The sequence below is a fragment of the Haloterrigena salina JCM 13891 genome (genome assembly GCF_000337495.1).
Lineage (GTDB): Archaea > Halobacteriota > Halobacteria > Halobacteriales > Natrialbaceae > Haloterrigena > Haloterrigena salina.
The window spans coordinates 68,427-84,827 of record NZ_AOIS01000003.1; the positions used below are offsets into that span (position 1 = coordinate 68,427).

Genomic DNA, 16,401 nt, shown 5'->3' on the forward strand with positions numbered 1-16,401 from the left:
CCGACCGAAGAATCGATTGCCGGGTAACGCGTCGCCCGAGGATTCCGATTCAGCGGTCGGATGGAGGGTCTGCCGTGCGCCGTCCGGATCGATACCGAGACGCGTGCTCGTCGAGTACGGATTGGCGGCGACGCTTCGCCGCTTCGGACATCATCGATTCGTCCCACTCGAAGCCAGCATCCGTTTCCAACTCGACCGATTCGACCGACGGAAGCTCTCCGACGCGGTCCTCGACTTCCTCGTAGAAATATGGGACCATATGGCACATCGGAGAGGTGAGCCGCATCTCGATATGCACGTCGCTTCCCGCGATGTCGATCGACTTCACGAGCCCCATCTCGACGATATCTAAATTCGAGCCCGTGGCGGCGCTACAGGGATCGACGACGTCATGCAGGCGCTCACGGACTCTCTGGCTGTCGACCGCGTCGACGTTGGACTCGCCGCCGACACCGCTATCGTCACTACTGCAGTCGGTCTCGGGGCGATCGGCGTCATCGATACTCATTACTCGGCCACCTCGAACTCCGTGGATCGCCACTCGTCTGTCATCTCGACATCGCTGTACTCGTCGTCCTCCATCGCGGCCTCGAGTTCGTCGATATCGAAGCCGTGTGCCGCCGCCCAGTTCTCACCGAGGATCTTTTTCTTGTCTTCCTGCGTGATCTGGAAGGGGCCGGCGAAGCTGTCCATCTCAGGGAAGTCGTACTCCCAGAACCGTTCGAGCAGGAGTCCCGGGTGGAAGTGCGGTGCACCAGTTCCCCAGAGGATCTTCTCGAGCGCCCGCTTTCCGCCGCCATAGAGGAGTTCCTCGAGCGTCTTTTCGAAGGATTCGGGAGCGGTGAGGAGTTCGGTGAGCGTGAGCTCGAGATTAACGTAGACGTTGGGATGACGCGCGATTTGCCAGCCGGTCTCTTCGGCGAACGTCAGGCCGCCGTGAACGATCTCGAAGGTGAGGTCCGGGAAGCTCGCGGCCGCCTCCTCCACGTCGCCCACTTTGTACGAGTCCATCGGGACGGCACCGAAGGGGAACGCCTTGTGGACGGCGACGACGTCGAGCCCCAGGTCGGCGACGTGCTCCCACAGCGGGAACGCCACTTCGGGATCGTCCATTTTGAAGCCGTGGTGAGTCCCGTCCTGTTCCCAGTAGGAGGGGTAGACCTTCACGCCGTGCGGGTCGAATTCCTCGACCTGCCGAGTCAGTTCTGCCTGCGGGTCGTCGAGTCCGACCGCGTTGATGCTGGCCAGCGCCGCGGTCCGCGTCGGATTGTTCTCGACGAATTGCTTCGCCTTCTCCTCGGCGGTGAGTCCGTCGTGGAACACCGTGATCGACTGCGGATGGATAACGGCGAAGTCGGTCTGGCTCTCTCGAAAGAGCGCGTTCGCCGTGTCCTCGATCGGCCAGTTGCCGAGGAACGACTCCCTGGTTCGCTGATAGCCTTCGGGCATCTTGTTCTCCAACGCGACACCGATTTCGGCGACCTGCTCGGCGTACCGCGGAACGCGGAAATTCGATTCCGTCTGGTTGTACGAGTGGACGACGGCGTCCGCAACGAATACCTCGTCTAGTGATACCATACCAATAGAGACACCAAACCAAGCGATATGTTTTTCGGCTGTCTTACGGCAGTTATACTATTTCGGCTCTGTTGAAACCCTCGACTGGTGATAGGTTTGGCACCCCCAGCGATAAGTATAAGAGATTCGTTTGCCGAGAGCTACCAATTATAATGATTTATAATCATCTACTTTAATTCACGGTTCACTTATAGGCGAGGCCGTCAAATTGAGCCCCAATGGAGAATCAAACGATGAGTAGAGAGTCCAGTATAGCCATTGAAATTGTAGATAGAGTTGCAGAAATGGAGGAACAGGATCCATTGGACTTGCCACCTCTATATGATACCGTTGACCCTGATGCACTTGACCGTCTTGCTGAATCAAGTAAAATTCAGCTTGAGTATATTAGATACAATATAGCTGTAGATAGCGGCACAATCACGATATATCAGTAAGCACTCTTCATCGACCAGCTGTTTCAGACGAGAATTCGTCTGAAGAATGGGATTTCAACAGAGCCACTATTTCCTATACTAGGGCACGGACGAAGACACCACGGGCGGGCGAGAATCGCGATTCGATCGCCTGAGGAGTCGAATAACTGCCCGCATCCTTTCTCTACGATATCCGGTGGCCGATAGCGTCCGTAACGACCGACTCGAGGCCGACCGCTCGTTCTCTACGCGTAGCCCGGTGGTTCCACTGCGATGATCCTCTTGCTTCGGAAAGTCGCGCTTCCCGGATCGTCTCAAAGACGGGACTCCTCCATAATGTCTCCTGAGCGCTATCGCGCCGCCCGCGCCCGCTGTGACTTCAGCTACTACTGAGAACGTACCACCGATCGCCTACTCGAGAATGATCGAACCGAGAGCCGCGGTCGTGGCCGTATTTATTCGTCGGTCGTTACTCGTCCTTCTGGCTCTTCCGGACGTCGACGTCCTCGAAGGCGACGTCGCGCTCGGTGACGTCGACGGTCATCGCGCCGACGGCCTCGATCTCGGCGTCGATGGTGTCGCCGTCCGAGAGCGGGCTGACGCCCTCCGGCGTCCCCGTGGTGATGACGTCGCCGGCCTCGATCGTCGCGCCGATGGAAGCGTACTCGACGATGTCGGCGCAGCTGTAGATCATGCCGTTGGTGTTCTGCTGCTGCTTGGTCTCGCCGTTGAGTTGCAGCTCCATCTCGAGGTCGTGGGGGTCGTCGAACTCGTCGGCGGTCGTGACGCAGGGGCCGATGATCGTGAAGGTGTCGTAGGACTTGCGGTTCGAGCGGTCCTGGTCACCGCGGACGGAGACGTCGAGCAGGATTGTGTAGCCCAGGACCGCGTCCCAGACGTCCTCAGCGTCGATGTCTTTGACGTCTTCGCCCATGACGAACGCCAGTTCGATCTCGTGGTCGACGCGGCGGTCGTTGAAGGGCAGTTCGATACCGTCCTCGGGGCCGGCGACGCTCGAAGGGGCCTTGAGGAAGTAGCCCTTGTCCTCGATGGTGAACCACTCCTCGGTGACGATGTCCTTGTCAGCCAGCGCCTCTTCGACGTGGTTCTCGTAGTTCAGCGGCGCGGCAATGACCTTGCCGGGACGGCGGACCGGAGATTCGATGGTGACCTCATTGCGGTCGTAGTCGGCCTCTTCGCCCTCGTACTCGCTGGCGTCGAGGTCCTTCTGGGCGTACTCCTTGAGCGGATCGTTCGTCTCGAGACCGAGTTCGTCGGTGACATCAACGATGCCGTCGTCATCGGTGAGTAGTCCGAGCCGGTCGTCGTTGAATCTGACGAGTCGCATGGTAGACCCACTGCGAGCCGTCCACATAAATCATCCTCTCTCGGTTCGGCCAGCGACGAGTTCGAGCGGTCGTCGACTCCCGTCAGTTACGGCCGACCGGGAGCCTCCAACACACTTATGGTATCGTTCGGCAAACATACGAACATGACACAGCAAGAGCCAGAGGACCTCCTGGAGCTGAGCTCCGATACGCAGAGCCTGCTCGAGGACAACGACCTCCGCCCGCTCTGGGAAGTGGAAGACGACATGGGGAACCTCCTCGACGATCTGGAAGCGAACATCTGGAAGTGGGAGGACATCCAGGCCGCGATCGATGGCATCGAGGACGACGTCCCGATCGCCGACTTGCCGCCGGGCTTCCAGCGGCGGGTCGCGGTCCCGATCAACGCCCAGAACGCGATTTCGAACACGATCTACGTCGGCGTCCAGACGGTTTCGCCGGGCGAGACGGCGCCCGCCCACCGCCACGCCGCCAGCGCCCTTCGGTTCACGATCGACGGCCACGAGGACATGAAGACGGTCGTCGCCGGCGAGGAGTTTCCGATGGAGGACAACGACCTGGTCACGACGCCACAGTGGGAGTGGCACGACCATGTCAACGACGGCGACGAGACGGCCGCGTGGCTCGACGTGCTCGACCTGCCGCTGTTCCTCGACACGCTGAACAACACCCACGTCTTCGAGAACCACGAACTCGAGCGCCAACCGGTCACGAAGACCCAGGGCTACTGGGATTCCCAGTACGGGCGCGGCCGCCCCGACGGAAAGGAGTCGGACGGCTCCATCCCCGGCCCGTTCGAGGGGAACAAGGAGTCGACGCCACCGTACCGCTTCGGCTGGGACGAGATGGAAGAGGCGTTGCGGCAGCGGGCCGACAACGACGATCCGGACCCCCACGACGGCTACAGCCTCGCGTACGTCAACCCCGCCACAGGCGAACCGCCGCTGTTTCCGACGATGTCGTTCCGGGCCCAGCTGCTCAACGACGGTCCGACGGATCCGCACTTCCACAACTCCGTCGAGGTCTACTTCGTCATCGAGGGCGAGGGAGTCACCCACGTCGGTGACGAGGCCCTCGAGTGGGGGCAGTGGGACATCTTCGTCGTGCCACCGGATGAGCCACACCACCACGATCCCGACGGCGAGGCGATCCTGCTGGGCATGACCGACGAGCCGATCCTGCGGTCGATGAACTTCTACGCCGAGGCGGCGGTCGACGAGTAACGCGGTACCGATCCCGATCACGTTTTCGCGGACTCGGCGGCGTCGCGACNAGATGTGTATAAGAGACAGGCTGTCGAATGGGTAATGCTCTTATACGAGTCACCCTAGCATTCCCGTATGGCCGAGTTCGATAATCCCTACGTCGACGAGGACCCGTTCGTCCGAGCGCACTTCGACTGTCTGGACTGCGGCGGCAAGCTCTGGGAGTACGCGATTCAGGGTCAGATGGTCTGCGAGGACTGTCGCGGCGTCTTCCGGTCGGAGGACGTGTTCAACGCCAGCGTCGAGCAGCCCGCGGACTGAAACTTCTCCGACGCGGATCGCGGTCGTCACCGCTCAGAGCCGCTCTTTCGCTTCCGCCAGCGCGGCGCTCAGAGGAACCGCTCCGTCCGCGACACCTCGTAGCCGTCAGCGATCGACTCGAACGCCTCGTCGATCGTATCGACCGTCCAACCGTCCTCGGCGACGCCGGTCCGGACCTGCCGCGGTTCCGAGAGAATCCCGATCTCGTTGCCCGCTGCGGTCACGGTGACCCCCGTAACGTCGGCAGCCGTCTCACTCAGCAGGTACGCAGCGGCGGGCGCGGCGTCCTCCGGAGGCATCTCCTCGCGCGTATACGGTCGGTGCTCCTCCGGAATCGTCTCCGTCATCCGCGTGTAGCCGTTCGGAACGAGCGCGTTGACGCGGACGTTCTGGCGGTACAATTCCGTCGAGGCTGCGCGGACGAACCCCAGAATCCCGGCGTTCGCGCTCGAGTACGCGAGTTGCCCGACGTTACCCAGCGCCCCTCTGGAACTGACTGCAAGGAAAGAGCGGTCGTCCGTCGCGTCTGTGCCATCGTCCTCGCTCTCGTCCCCGTCGTCGACCGAGCGCCAGTGGCGGGCGGCGCTGCGCAACAGCGCGAAGTTGCTCCGGAGGTGGCTCCGCATCACGGAGTCCCAGTCCTCCTCGGACAGCGACCAGGACATTCCGTCCCGGAGGATCCCCGCGAAGTTGGCGACGCCGTCCAGTCGGCCGAACGACTCGAGAGCCGTCTCGACGGCCGCCGCTGCGTCCTCGGCGTCGGCGGCGTCGCCGAAGTGGGCGACCGCCGAGGCGCCCTCGATATCGTTGATCTCGTCGGCGACCGCGCGGGCCGGCTCCGGGTCCGAGCCGGTGCCGTCGACAGCGGTTCCTAAATCGGAGACGACGATGTTCGCGCCCTCGCGGGCGAGTTCCCTCGCGGTCGCCGCGCCGAGTCCGTTGGCGCCGCCGGCGACGAGATACGCGGGATCGGTCACGCGGACCACCCCTCGTCGACGGTCGTTCGACTCGGATCGATCTCGTTCCGTTCGTGCTCACGGTGTCGCGCGGTCGTACGGCCGCTCTCGCTCGTGGACATGAATCGGATCATCGCTCGATACGCGGCCGCCGATATTCATGGTTCGGGATCGGAGAACCGCGGGAGCGACACCGGTGCGAGTCTGCGGTGGCTACGCGGACGCGCCGTCGTCGCCCGCTCGCGATCGAGACCGTCCTCTCGAGGGATCCGTACATCGCGTATCACCGATTGGAATCATTTCAACACCGGGGAGCGAACGAAAAGGGGATGGATTTAGGTGATCACGCTACAGAATGAGTGTATGGTACTCGAACGAGACCTCGAAGAAGTGGCTGCGAAGCAGGACGACCTCCCGAACGTCGACGACGTGTACGACGAGGACGAGGAAATCGCTATCGCCGACGTGTTCGACCGCGAGTTCGTTACCGAGCGGACCGACTTCGAAAGCTTCGACGAACTGGTCGCCGAGAGCCCCAGCGAGGCCGGCTCCGCCGTGGAACTCGAGACGGTCCCCCACGGCGAGTGGGACGAATTCGTCGCTGAACGGACCGACTTCGACGACGAGGAGACGTTCGTGCTGGCCGCCCGCGACCACTGGGTCGCTAAGCGACTGGACCTGGCCTGAATCGTCCCCTCTACGGCCGTTTTCAGCTCTCCTTCAGTCGACGCTGCGTCGCTCAAGGCGCACCGCCGTCCGCGACGAGTCGTTGCTCGAGACGCATCACCGTCCGTCGCTGTCCGCCTCGAGACTCATCGACGCTCGTCGAGTCATGCGTGGCTACGACGGAGACCGAACGTCTCGAGCGCGAACTCGCGCTCCACGTGATAGCGGCGATTCCGACGTGAAAACGGCGTGACGGTTCGGACGCGATACGGAAACCGAGTCTGCCGATCAGTAGCTGCCGGTCGAGACGATCGGCGGCGCGCCGTGGGGGCCGTACGGCGCGTCGTCGAGCCACTCGCCGGCGGTCTCGAAGTACTCGGACATCTCGGCGGCGACTTCCTTCCGGAGGACGGTCGCCGGATCGTCGCCCTGGAGGTACTCGAGGGCCTGGCCGGCCGCGTTGAGGTTGTACTCGGCGGCCTTCTCGCGGCGGGCTGCGTACAGTTCGACCTCGTCGCGGGCGACCGCCTCCGTGCGGGCGTTCAGCGCGACGGCGATGGCCGAGGCGGCCTCGTCGGCGTCAGCGATACCGGAGTTCATCCCGCGAGCGCCGAACGGTGCCAACAGGTGTGCGGCTTCGCCGGCCAACAGCACGCGCCGGTGATCGTCGACGAAGGTGTCGGCCATCACCTGAAGGAAGTGGTAGCTAGAGACCCACTTCAGCTTGTCCTCGTACTCCTCGCCCATGACGTCACGGACGAACTCCCGCATCCGCTCGTCGCTGCTGAGATCCTCGGGATCGTCACCCTCGATACACTGGATGTCGAGCCGCCAGCCGCCGGTGAAGGGGACGAGCAGCACGTTCCGCCCGTCGGCCTCGGGAGCGTCATAGTGGAACATCCGCTCTAAGTCCGGATGGCCGTCGTTGATCTCCTCGTCCTCGACGTCGGCGATGATGAAGGCGTTCTCGGACTGGTCGCCCTCGAAGTTGGCGCCAATCTCTTTGCGGACCGTTGACCCGCCGCCGTCCGCGCCGACTACGTACTCTGCCTCCCACTCCTGGCCGTCGTCGGTCTCGACGGTGACACCCTCCGACGAGGAATCGACCGAGACGACCTCCGACTCCCAGTGGATGTCGATGCCGATGTCCTCCAGCGCGTCGAGCATGTACTGCTCGGTCACGACCTGCGGGACGCTGGTGAAGTGCGGGATATCGCCGCTGCCGCCGGGCGAGTCGTACGTTCGGTTGAACACTTCCTCGCCCTTGTAGAGGGTCCGACGGGTCGGCCAGACGAGTCCCTCGTCGACGAGGTCGGTGCCCAGTCCCGGGCGGATCCGCTCGAGGGTCCGCAGCGTCGAGCCGTGGACGTAGATGGCCCGGCTCCCCGATCGGTCCCGGTCCTCGGGGTCGGCCTCGAGGATCGCGGTCTCGATTCCTCGTGCGTGCAGCGCTAGCGCGGCCGTCATACCGACTGGCCCGGCACCGGCAACCAGTACTGGCGCGTCGGTCGTATTTGCGCACATAATGTGAGCTGACGTAGTATGGTACCATAGTGTTTGCGGTGACCACCAGAATCGCGTTATGATATTACAAATGGCGGTGATATCGGAAATTGGATTACATAGAACTACCCCCAGTGCTCGCCGGCCGAACTCCAAGAGAACCCTTGGTGATTGGTATCGCGGTGGTCGAAACAATTGGTCGCGCGGAGCGTGAAACGCGGGCCCGGCGAGAGGGCCCGACGGGAACTGCAGACGGTGACCGGTGTTTCCTATCAGCGAACGCAGTCCTCGGGGGGGAACAAGTCGGAATCGAGGAATTAGAAGAGAGATCAGTCGCGAGCGGCCGGTGGTCGTCGGACCGCCGTCACCAGCGATTCCTCCAGTTGCAGTCGCATCTCGATATCGATCCGATTGACGTTGGTCACGCTGAACCCGATCTTCTCGTAGACGGCAATCGCCCGGGTACGGTCCGTCGAGACGTTGAGGTTCAGTTCGTTGTGGTCACGGTCGTCAGCGTGAGCGACGACGTGCTCGAGCAGTTCCGATCCGATCCCACGATTCCGAAAGTCGGGTCGAACGAAGATGACGAACTCTGGGTCGGCAGCGTCGGCCGGAACGACGGCGACGTGACCGATGACCTCGTCGTCGACCGTCGCGATCAGGTTCCAGCCGTCGCTCGCGAGTCGATTGATCCACCGCTCGCGGTCGTCCCGGTGCTCCGGCGGAAGCCCCATCGTCGAACTCTCGATGGCGTCGTACATGGCAAGCACTGCGTCGCGTCGGTCGGGACCATACGGTCGGATCAACACAGGCGTCCCCTCGTCGTCGACGAACCGCGGACAGCGCGGCGGACAGTGTCTCGACCCCTCGCACTCGGAATTGTCCCATCCGGAGCACATGTTCGCGGCCATGGTATCAGTGAAGCCCGTCACCCACTCACCGTTTCCCGCGAATATGTTCGCTCGGTCGTACAACGTCGGAGACGATCCGATCGCACCGGTGACACTGCGGGAGCGGTCGCTTCGGGATCAGTAATAGCTTGTTTCGAAAGATAATAGTGTGCTATAAACTGTCTCGTCATCGGTTCGCATTCGAAACTGGCCGTCCGATCGGACGCTACTGTCGTACTGGTGTCACAAGCGGCCTAATCAGTCCGATGGCACTCGAGCGAATCGCGTCGGACTCGGCGGCGCTGATTCGCTTCTTCCGTCCCGACTAAACGCGAGCAACGGTGTGAATTTGATGTCAACAAAAGAGTGTTCCGTCCGGAGCGAGTATGGTGGCATATGAGTCCGGACGGCGATCGACGGCGGATCAAATCCGCGGACAGGGTGTGTGACATCCTCGAGCACCTGCGAGCGGTGGGTAGGGCGCCGGTCTCGGAGGTCGCCGAGGCCGTCGACCTGTCGCCGGGCACCGCCCACACGTACCTCACAACCCTCGAGTCGCGCGGTCTCGCCCGTCAGGATGATGACGACGGGGAGTACCGACTGGGCCTCGAGTTACTCCCGTACGGAGAACACGTCCGCGTTCGAAACGAACTCTATCGCGCGGCCGAACGGGAGATCCGGCGGCTGGCTCACGACACCAACGCCTGCGCACACCTCATGACCGAACGGGACGGACAACTGATCGTCCTCCAAGAGGCCTTCGGCGAGAACGCGATCGGGACGGACTTCCATCCCCGCAAACAGGACCGGTCGGAGGTGCTCCTGCACTCCACCGCTGCGGGCAAAGCCATCCTCGCGCACCTCCCCGACTACCGCGTCGCCGAGATCCTCTACAATCGGAACCTCGTCGACCACACGTCGTCGACGATCACGGACGAGGACGAGTTGGCGGCCGAGCTCGAAGCTGTCCGGGAGCGAGGGTTCGCATTGAACGACCAGGAACACATGCGAGGGATCCGCGCGGTCGGCACACCGGTGCTCTACGACGGCGATCGCGTCCTCGGCGCGGTTAGCCTCTCCGGGTCGGCGAGCAACTGGAGCGGCGATCGGTTCCGGGAGAAACTCCCGGAGACGGTTATGCGGGCCGCCAACGCTATCGAGGTGAATATCCACTCGGCGTTCGAGGGGACCGATCGGTTCCGAACGTGAGCAGAGACCGCTGCAACGTATCCATGTCGTTCGATCGAAACGGATCGTAGCGATCATCGAGTGGATCCCGTTATCGGTCCCGGCCGACAGTCGAGTGAGCCGGGTTAGAACGGGAACTCACGCGGTTCGTGCTGCAGCGAGATCCACTTCTTCTCGGTGACTTCCTCGAGGAAATCCGTCGTGTTGTAGCCGCCGACGCCGGAAGCGCCAGTGCCGCCGAACGGGACGTGGGCCTCGTCGTTGATCGGTTGATCGTTGACGTGAACCATGCCGGTCTCGAGGCGGTCGGCGATCCGTCGGCCGGCGCCGACGTCGCCGGCGTGGACCGATCCCGAGAGGCCGTATTCGACGGCGTTGTGGAGTTCGACGGCCTCGTCGACGTCCGAGAACGGGATGACCGGCGCGATGGGGCCGAAGTGCTCGTTGCACGCGGCGGCCATGTCGTTGGTCNGTTCGACGGCCTCGTCGACGTCCGAGAACGGGATGACCGGCGCGATGGGGCCGAAGTGCTCGTTGCACGCGGCGGCCATGTCGTTGGTCACGTCCGAGAGGACCGTCGGCGCGACGACCAGCGAGTCGTCGACACCGTCGAGGTCGACCGTCTCGCCGCCGGTTTCCAGCGTCGCGCCCTGATCGATCGTCTCCTCGACGTACTCGAGCATCTCGTCGCGCTGGGACTCGTCGATGATCGGGCCGACGATCGTGTCGGGGTCGTGGGCGCTGCCGACAGGCAGCGACTCGGCGCGCTCGGTTAGCTTCTCGACGTACTCGTCGTAGACGTCCTCGTGGACGAGATGGCGATTGATCGAGATACAGACCTGACCCTGATGGACGAAGGAGCCGAAGACCGCGGCGTCGATAGCCGCGTCGATATCGGCGTCGTCGGTTACGATGTGAGCGTTGTTGCCGCCCAGTTCCATCGCCGCTTCGGCGAGGTTCTCGCCCGCGGCAGCGGCGACCCGTCGTCCGACGGGCGTCGAGCCGGTGAATGCGACGACGTCGCTTTCGGGATGGCTCGCGACTCGGTCACCGATTTCGGAACCGCGTCCCGTGACGACGTTGAGAACGCCGTCGGGGAAGCCGACTTCCTCGAAGAGCCGAGCGAAGAGGAGCCCGCCTACGACCGGCGTGTTCGTCGCGGGCTTGAGGACGACCGTATTCCCGGCGGCGATGGCCGGTGCAACTGCGCGCATGGAGAGGTTGAGTGGGAAATTCCACGGCGAGATGACCGTGACGACGCCTTTCGCCTCGCGCTCGACGATGTTCTCCTTGCTGGGAATATTCGAGCGAGCGTGCTCGCCTTTCATCCGCCGGGGGAGGGTTGCGGCCTCGGCGAGTTGGTCCTCAGCGAGGTGAACCGACGTCCCCGCCATTACGGCCGAGCCACCGGCCTCGGTGGTCGCTAGTTCCATGATCTCCTCGCTGCGGTGCTCGACGGTTTCGAGAAGGTCCTGAATGAGTTCCTCGCGACGGGCTGGCGGCGTCGCCTCCCACCCGGACTGTGCCTCAGCAGCGGCCTCGTAGGCGGCGTCGACGTCTTCCTCGACGGCCGCAGGGACCTGTGTGACGACCTCACGGGTAGACGGGTCCTCAACGTCGATGGTCTCCCCGCTGGCAGTGGCGGTCCACTCACCATCGATGTATAGTTTGTCCCACCCTCCGGTAATTCGGTACGGTGATTGACTTTGTTGAGCCATATGGGAACATTTGGCGGGAAGCTAATCAAGCTTTGGGAACCCCGATACAGACGGTACGGTGTCCAGCGCTCCGTTCAGTTCGAATCGATTTGAGGTGAGCAAACCGGCGCGTGATCAGGTGTGTTCCGCTTCATCCGGGTCGGACGAGACCGGCGGCGAGCTCGGCCAGCTACCGAACACGTCGGTCCGGAATAGCTTCAAGTAACTACGAGACGCGGTAAGCCGGCCGAATTCAGCGGAAATCCGCTCTGCAGATCGGCTCGTATCGACGTAGCGTCCGTACACGTGAGGCGATCGGCGGTCCGAAGGGGTTGCGAGAGCGGTGAACGGTGTCTCGGACGATCGATTCGGTCCGGAGCGTGCTTTCGCAGAACTCGGGTAGGTGTCAATATAGGGAACAGACCCTCGCGCTCTCGCTTCCGCCGATCGAGTGCTATTTGATATCCTCAACTAAGTTGTGGATCAATAACGATGCACATTAAACACTGATTCGTCGCTGTTTCGCCATCGGCCGAGACGACTGCTTCGCCAAATATTACGCCCATATGGTTGTAAAGATCGTTTCCGCGAATCGCTAATCTGCTTTGGTCTGATCAAAGCACCGGCGATCAGTGATATAACTAAACAATCACACAGGCAATTATATCCCCAAAACGAGAGTGTATGTTACGCGGTGAGTGTGGTACGAATATGCTCAGGTCGGACGAGAGTCAACCGAGACAAGAGACGTTAGACCAGTATTACGTCATCGACGGCGACTGCCACTACATGGAGTCGTTCCACGATGTCGCCGAGTACATGGAAGAACCCTGGAAGACGAAGTTCGAGAACAGTAACTTCGATGAGAAGGGGGCGAAGCAGAACCTCAGTTCCTTCTTCCCCTTCTCGACCGGCGACCGACAGGCCCACGGGAAGATCGAACGCGAGCACTCCTCGTACCCGGACGATCCCGAGACGCCCGAGCGCATCCGCGAGGGAATGGAGTCGATCGGCGTCGACGAGACGCTGCTGATCTCGCATCTCATCCTCGCCGGCGCGGGGACGACCGCCGACGACGACCGTCAGAGCGCGTTCGCGAAAGCCTACGTCGAGTACATGCGAGAAGAGGTGCTCGACCCCGACGACGGGATCCACGGCCTGGCACCGATCCCGTACGGCGATCTTGAGGCGTCGATGGAGATTCTCGATCGGATCGAGGACGAGGAGGCCTACGTCGGCGCCTGTTTCGTCACCGCCGGTGCGACGCCCCCGCTGGGCAACCGCAAGTACGATCCGCTCTACGAGCGCTGCGAGGAGTTGGACCTCCCGGCAGTGTTCCATACCGGCGGCGCCGGCCTCGACGAGTACGTCCGTGCGGGCTACCAAGAGATGATCGAGACGCACACGCTCGGGTTCCTCGAGTCGAACATGTCCCAGATCGTCAGTCTTGTCTGTCAAGGCGTGCCGGAGAAGTTCCCCGATCTGGACATCGTCTTCATGGAGTCTGGAATTACGTACCTCCCCGGCCTGATGACGCGTCTGGACGAGGAGTACCTCAAGCGCCCCGAGGAGGCGCCGCTGCTCGAGAAGAAGCCGGGCGAGTACATCACCGACTTCTACTACGGCACGCAGCCCCTGGAGATCTCCGCCGAAGCCGAGTACCTCGAGAAGTGCTTCGACATGGTCGGGACGGACAGCCTCATGTACGCCTCGGACTACCCGCACTGGGACTACGGTCGTCCGACAACGGTCGCCGATCTCCCCTTCCTCTCGGAGGGCGAGAAGAAGCAGATCCTCTCGGAGAACGCGAAGGAGATGTTCGACCTGTGAGCGACGCGGACCTGATCGAGGTGAAATCCGAGGTGGAGTTCGAAGACGGCGACCGCGAACTCGTCGACGTCAACGGTGCGGAGGTCGGCGTCCTCCGCGTCGACGGCGAGTTCCACGCAGTCCGGAACCGGTGTCTCCACGACTGCGGACCAATCGCCGAGGGCGCCGTCGGAAAGAAGCTCGTCGGCGAGTTCGTCGAACCCGGCAAGCGCGTCGAAAAGGACTACGACGACGACGAACCGATCATCTCCTGTCCGTGGCACGGCTGGTCGTACGACCTCGAGACGGGCGAACAGCTCGCCGACGACGACATCGTACTGCCGACCTACGACGTGGTCGTCGAGGACGGCGTCGTCTACGTGGACGGATCGTCCTCCTGACTCCGCCGGATGGCGGCCGCTGCGAACGTCGATAGCGGCGACAACGGAGCTGTGATCGCTGTCGCCCGTCACTCACGGAACCGAATTCTTCTGAACTGTGGATCGCGGATTCGACGTATCGCCTCGAGCACCGGCTGACGTGCCGTCGTTATCGTTCCGGACTGTCGCCGCACCGATCAGCTCGAGCGATCGACTCGAGAGTCGCTTCCGTCGATCCGAACGACACCGTCGCTCGAGTGGCTCACGACGCCGCCCGCGACGACGGGACGCCGTCTCGCACGCGTCGACTGACCCGTCCTCGATTCGGACGGGATCGACGACACCAATGTTGGGTTGAGACGAACACAAACCAGATCCCCATCCCTATAAGACGTTCATCCATGAATAGCACGCATAGATATCTATTAACCGAATTCTCCTATTCTTCGGGAGAGTATGTCGTGTCCGAAATGATCGCCCACCGAACCGCAGTACTACTCCAAATTTACCCTCGCGCCGGTGGTTCGATACGAGTTTTCCTCTCGTGCGGCCATTATTATTCTCCTCAGGTCAGAACAGAAACGTACAGTATTGTGTTCCGATTTGGGATGTTAATTGCGATACTGATTACAAAATATGGTTGTCTAGATAGAGAGATTACAAAATTCGATACCGGTGTCGAGAACGATCACGACGCGCCGTTGTCCCAGCCGGCAACAGCGGACGGATCACCGGTCTCGGAGACGGGATCAAACGCCGATTGCGGGCCTAGATGAGGCCGACGGCGGCGACACCGTGGGTCAACGCGGCCGCGATCGGGACGAGCAGCGCGGTTCGGAGGATCAGGAGGACGGTAAGGTCGCGGACGCGCATGGGAACATCGTCGAACATGTCGACCATCATCGGGACCGACGCGGCGAAGAAGATCGCCTGCGCGCTCGTGACGACGACGACGAAGACCTTCGTGGTGAGGCTCGTTCCGACGGCGACCGTCGAACCGACGAAGTACTCGCCGGCGCCGGCGAGGACGGCGATCGCGGCCGTCTCGGGCTCCGGGATGCCGAGGATCGTCATCAGCGGGACGAACGGTGTCGCGATGAGTTCGAAGAAGTCGGTGTACGCCTCGAGCAGGAGGACGGTCGTCGCGATCACCAGCACGGTGCCGAGGATCGTCGCGGTGAGCTTCGTTCCGTCGATGAACCCGTTGACCGCCGCACGGGGGATCGATTCGCCCTCGTCCGCGGTTCTGACCCCCTCGTTGAAGGCGAAGCGGACGTAGTCGACGACGGTGCCGGTGAATTGCGGTTCCGGGTCCGGTTCCGCGATGTACTCCTCCGGGACCGTCGAGAGCGGCGGGATCCGAACGAGTATCGCGCCGACGATGAGCGTCGCGATCAGGTACAGCGCGACGACGACCGGGAAGACGTGCAGGATGTCGAGAATGGCGGCGACCGCACCGACGCTGCCGAGGTTCGCGGTCGCGAAGCAGGTACAGATCGCGAACACCTCGCGCTTGTTGTAGCCGCCGCGGTCGAAGACGTTGCGGGTGAGGTAGTAGCCGATGCTGAACGAACCGAGCCACGACGCCGCGCTGTCCAGCGCCGACCGTCCAGGGAGGTTGAACAGCGGCCGCATAATCGGCTGCGCTAACGTGCCGATGAACTCGAGGCCGCCGAGTTCGGCCAGCAAGTTGACGAAGATGGCACCGACCGGGATCACGAGCACGATCGTGATCATGAGGACGTTCCAGGAAACGCCCGAGATCGCGTCGTTGATCAACCAGCCCGGACCGACGCCCATGAACATCGCGAATCCGACGGGGACCGAGATCACGCGGAGCGCCCAGAACAGTTTCGACGTCTGCCAGTACTCGGGCTGGACGATCTCCTGCGTGCGCTCGCTCAGCGCGAGCACGCCTTGATAGTGCAACATGCCGACGGTCGTCATGATACCGCCCATGAACAGGACGAACAGAACGAACAGTTCGACCGTGAGCAGCGACGTCGCCTCGATGTACGACAGCAATATGTCGAGCGGAATCGTTGTCTGTCCCTGATACTGAACTGGGAAGAGGAAGAAGAACGCCCCGGTCGTGAACGCCAAGATGAACTTGAGCGTCGGTCGCAATCGCTTCTCGACAAGGTTCACGTCGTCGATCGACTTCTGATCGGGGCTCACTGACTCCCCTGCTACGTGATCGTCATCTTCCCAGCTCTGACTACCGAACATGGTTCGACAGTTAGTGCCATGGGTCATAAAAACATCGATCATATGTCGCCGTTCATACCATTATAACAATAGTAATGTATATTCTATTATCCCATAGTCTGTTGAAAATATCATGAGACGCGATCGATAGCGTCTCGAGCGACGGTGAGCTATCGATCAGCGGCCCGCTACCGTCACCCGCGAGCGTCGTATCAGAGACAATCTACTACGGTCG

Annotated in this window: 15 protein-coding genes; 7 read left to right on the plus strand and 8 right to left on the minus strand. The window is 62.1% G+C overall.

Features of this window, described 5'->3' with window-relative positions:
* Nucleotides 1–49: 49 nt before the first annotated feature.
* Complete coding sequence (locus C477_RS00275; protein WP_008892410.1) at nt 50–508, minus strand: metal-sulfur cluster assembly factor; 459 nt, start codon at nt 506–508, stop codon at nt 50–52.
* On the minus strand, nt 508–1,578 hold the full coding sequence (locus C477_RS00280; RefSeq protein WP_008892411.1) for an amidohydrolase family protein: 1,071 nt from the start codon (nt 1,576–1,578) through the stop codon (nt 508–510). Before C477_RS00280 ends, C477_RS00275 begins: the two co-directional genes overlap by 1 nt.
* A gap of 233 nt (nt 1,579–1,811) precedes the next feature.
* Here C477_RS00280 and C477_RS22680 point away from each other — a divergent pair, with 233 nt between their 5' ends.
* Complete coding sequence (locus C477_RS22680) at nt 1,812–2,015, plus strand: HalOD1 output domain-containing protein (protein ID WP_239641822.1); 204 nt, start codon at nt 1,812–1,814, stop codon at nt 2,013–2,015.
* A gap of 448 nt (nt 2,016–2,463) precedes the next feature.
* On the opposite strand, the gene C477_RS00285 is transcribed toward C477_RS22680, so the two are convergent.
* Complete coding sequence (locus C477_RS00285; RefSeq protein WP_008892412.1) at nt 2,464–3,342, minus strand: fumarylacetoacetate hydrolase family protein; 879 nt, start codon at nt 3,340–3,342, stop codon at nt 2,464–2,466.
* 144 nt (nt 3,343–3,486) lie between these two features.
* Here C477_RS00285 and C477_RS00290 point away from each other — a divergent pair, with 144 nt between their 5' ends.
* Together C477_RS00290 and C477_RS00295 are read left to right on the plus strand one after the other, a co-directional pair.
* Nucleotides 3,487–4,566 (plus strand): cupin domain-containing protein, encoded by a 1,080-nt coding sequence (locus tag C477_RS00290; protein ID WP_049914054.1) that lies wholly within the window; start codon nt 3,487–3,489, stop codon nt 4,564–4,566.
* 117 nt (nt 4,567–4,683) lie between these two features.
* Nucleotides 4,684–4,869 (plus strand): hypothetical protein, encoded by a 186-nt coding sequence (locus tag C477_RS00295; protein WP_008892414.1) that lies wholly within the window; start codon nt 4,684–4,686, stop codon nt 4,867–4,869.
* A gap of 68 nt (nt 4,870–4,937) precedes the next feature.
* On the opposite strand, the gene C477_RS00300 is transcribed toward C477_RS00295, so the two are convergent.
* On the minus strand, nt 4,938–5,846 hold the full coding sequence (locus C477_RS00300; protein WP_152423235.1) for an SDR family NAD(P)-dependent oxidoreductase: 909 nt from the start codon (nt 5,844–5,846) through the stop codon (nt 4,938–4,940).
* Nucleotides 5,847–6,188: 342 nt separating this feature from the next.
* Here C477_RS00300 and C477_RS00305 point away from each other — a divergent pair, with 342 nt between their 5' ends.
* Nucleotides 6,189–6,512: a hypothetical protein gene (locus tag C477_RS00305; RefSeq protein WP_008892416.1), complete on the plus strand. Its 324-nt coding sequence runs from the start codon at nt 6,189–6,191 to the stop codon at nt 6,510–6,512.
* A gap of 267 nt (nt 6,513–6,779) precedes the next feature.
* Here C477_RS00305 and C477_RS00310 read toward each other — a convergent pair whose 3' ends face one another.
* Together C477_RS00310 and C477_RS00315 are read right to left on the minus strand one after the other, a co-directional pair.
* Nucleotides 6,780–8,015, minus strand: coding sequence for an FAD-dependent monooxygenase (locus tag C477_RS00310; RefSeq protein ID WP_083870216.1), 1,236 nt, complete (start codon nt 8,013–8,015; stop codon nt 6,780–6,782).
* Nucleotides 8,016–8,323: 308 nt separating this feature from the next.
* The gene (locus C477_RS00315; RefSeq protein WP_049914014.1) at nt 8,324–8,905 is read right to left on the minus strand and encodes a GNAT family N-acetyltransferase; all 582 of its coding nucleotides are present in this window, start codon (nt 8,903–8,905) and stop codon (nt 8,324–8,326) included.
* A gap of 375 nt (nt 8,906–9,280) precedes the next feature.
* Between C477_RS00315 and C477_RS00320 the strand changes: the two genes are divergently transcribed.
* Nucleotides 9,281–10,093, plus strand: coding sequence for an IclR family transcriptional regulator (locus tag C477_RS00320; protein WP_008892419.1), 813 nt, complete (start codon nt 9,281–9,283; stop codon nt 10,091–10,093).
* Between the two features lie 104 nt (nt 10,094–10,197).
* Here the strand turns inward: C477_RS00320 and C477_RS00325 are convergent, their stop codons facing one another.
* Nucleotides 10,198–11,790, minus strand: a complete 1,593-nt coding sequence (locus C477_RS00325; protein ID WP_008892420.1) for an aldehyde dehydrogenase family protein — start codon at nt 11,788–11,790, stop codon at nt 10,198–10,200.
* Between the two features lie 690 nt (nt 11,791–12,480).
* Here C477_RS00325 and C477_RS00330 point away from each other — a divergent pair.
* The gene (locus C477_RS00330) at nt 12,481–13,599 is read left to right on the plus strand and encodes an amidohydrolase family protein (RefSeq protein WP_008892421.1); all 1,119 of its coding nucleotides are present in this window, start codon (nt 12,481–12,483) and stop codon (nt 13,597–13,599) included.
* Nucleotides 13,596–13,979, plus strand: a complete 384-nt coding sequence (locus C477_RS00335) for a Rieske (2Fe-2S) protein (protein ID WP_008892422.1) — start codon at nt 13,596–13,598, stop codon at nt 13,977–13,979. The genes C477_RS00330 and C477_RS00335 overlap by 4 nt, the downstream gene beginning before the upstream one ends.
* 747 nt (nt 13,980–14,726) lie before the next feature.
* On the opposite strand, the gene C477_RS00340 is transcribed toward C477_RS00335, so the two are convergent.
* Nucleotides 14,727–16,187 (minus strand): YjiH family protein, encoded by a 1,461-nt coding sequence (locus tag C477_RS00340; RefSeq protein WP_049914016.1) that lies wholly within the window; start codon nt 16,185–16,187, stop codon nt 14,727–14,729.
* Between the last annotated feature and the right edge of the window lie 214 nt (nt 16,188–16,401).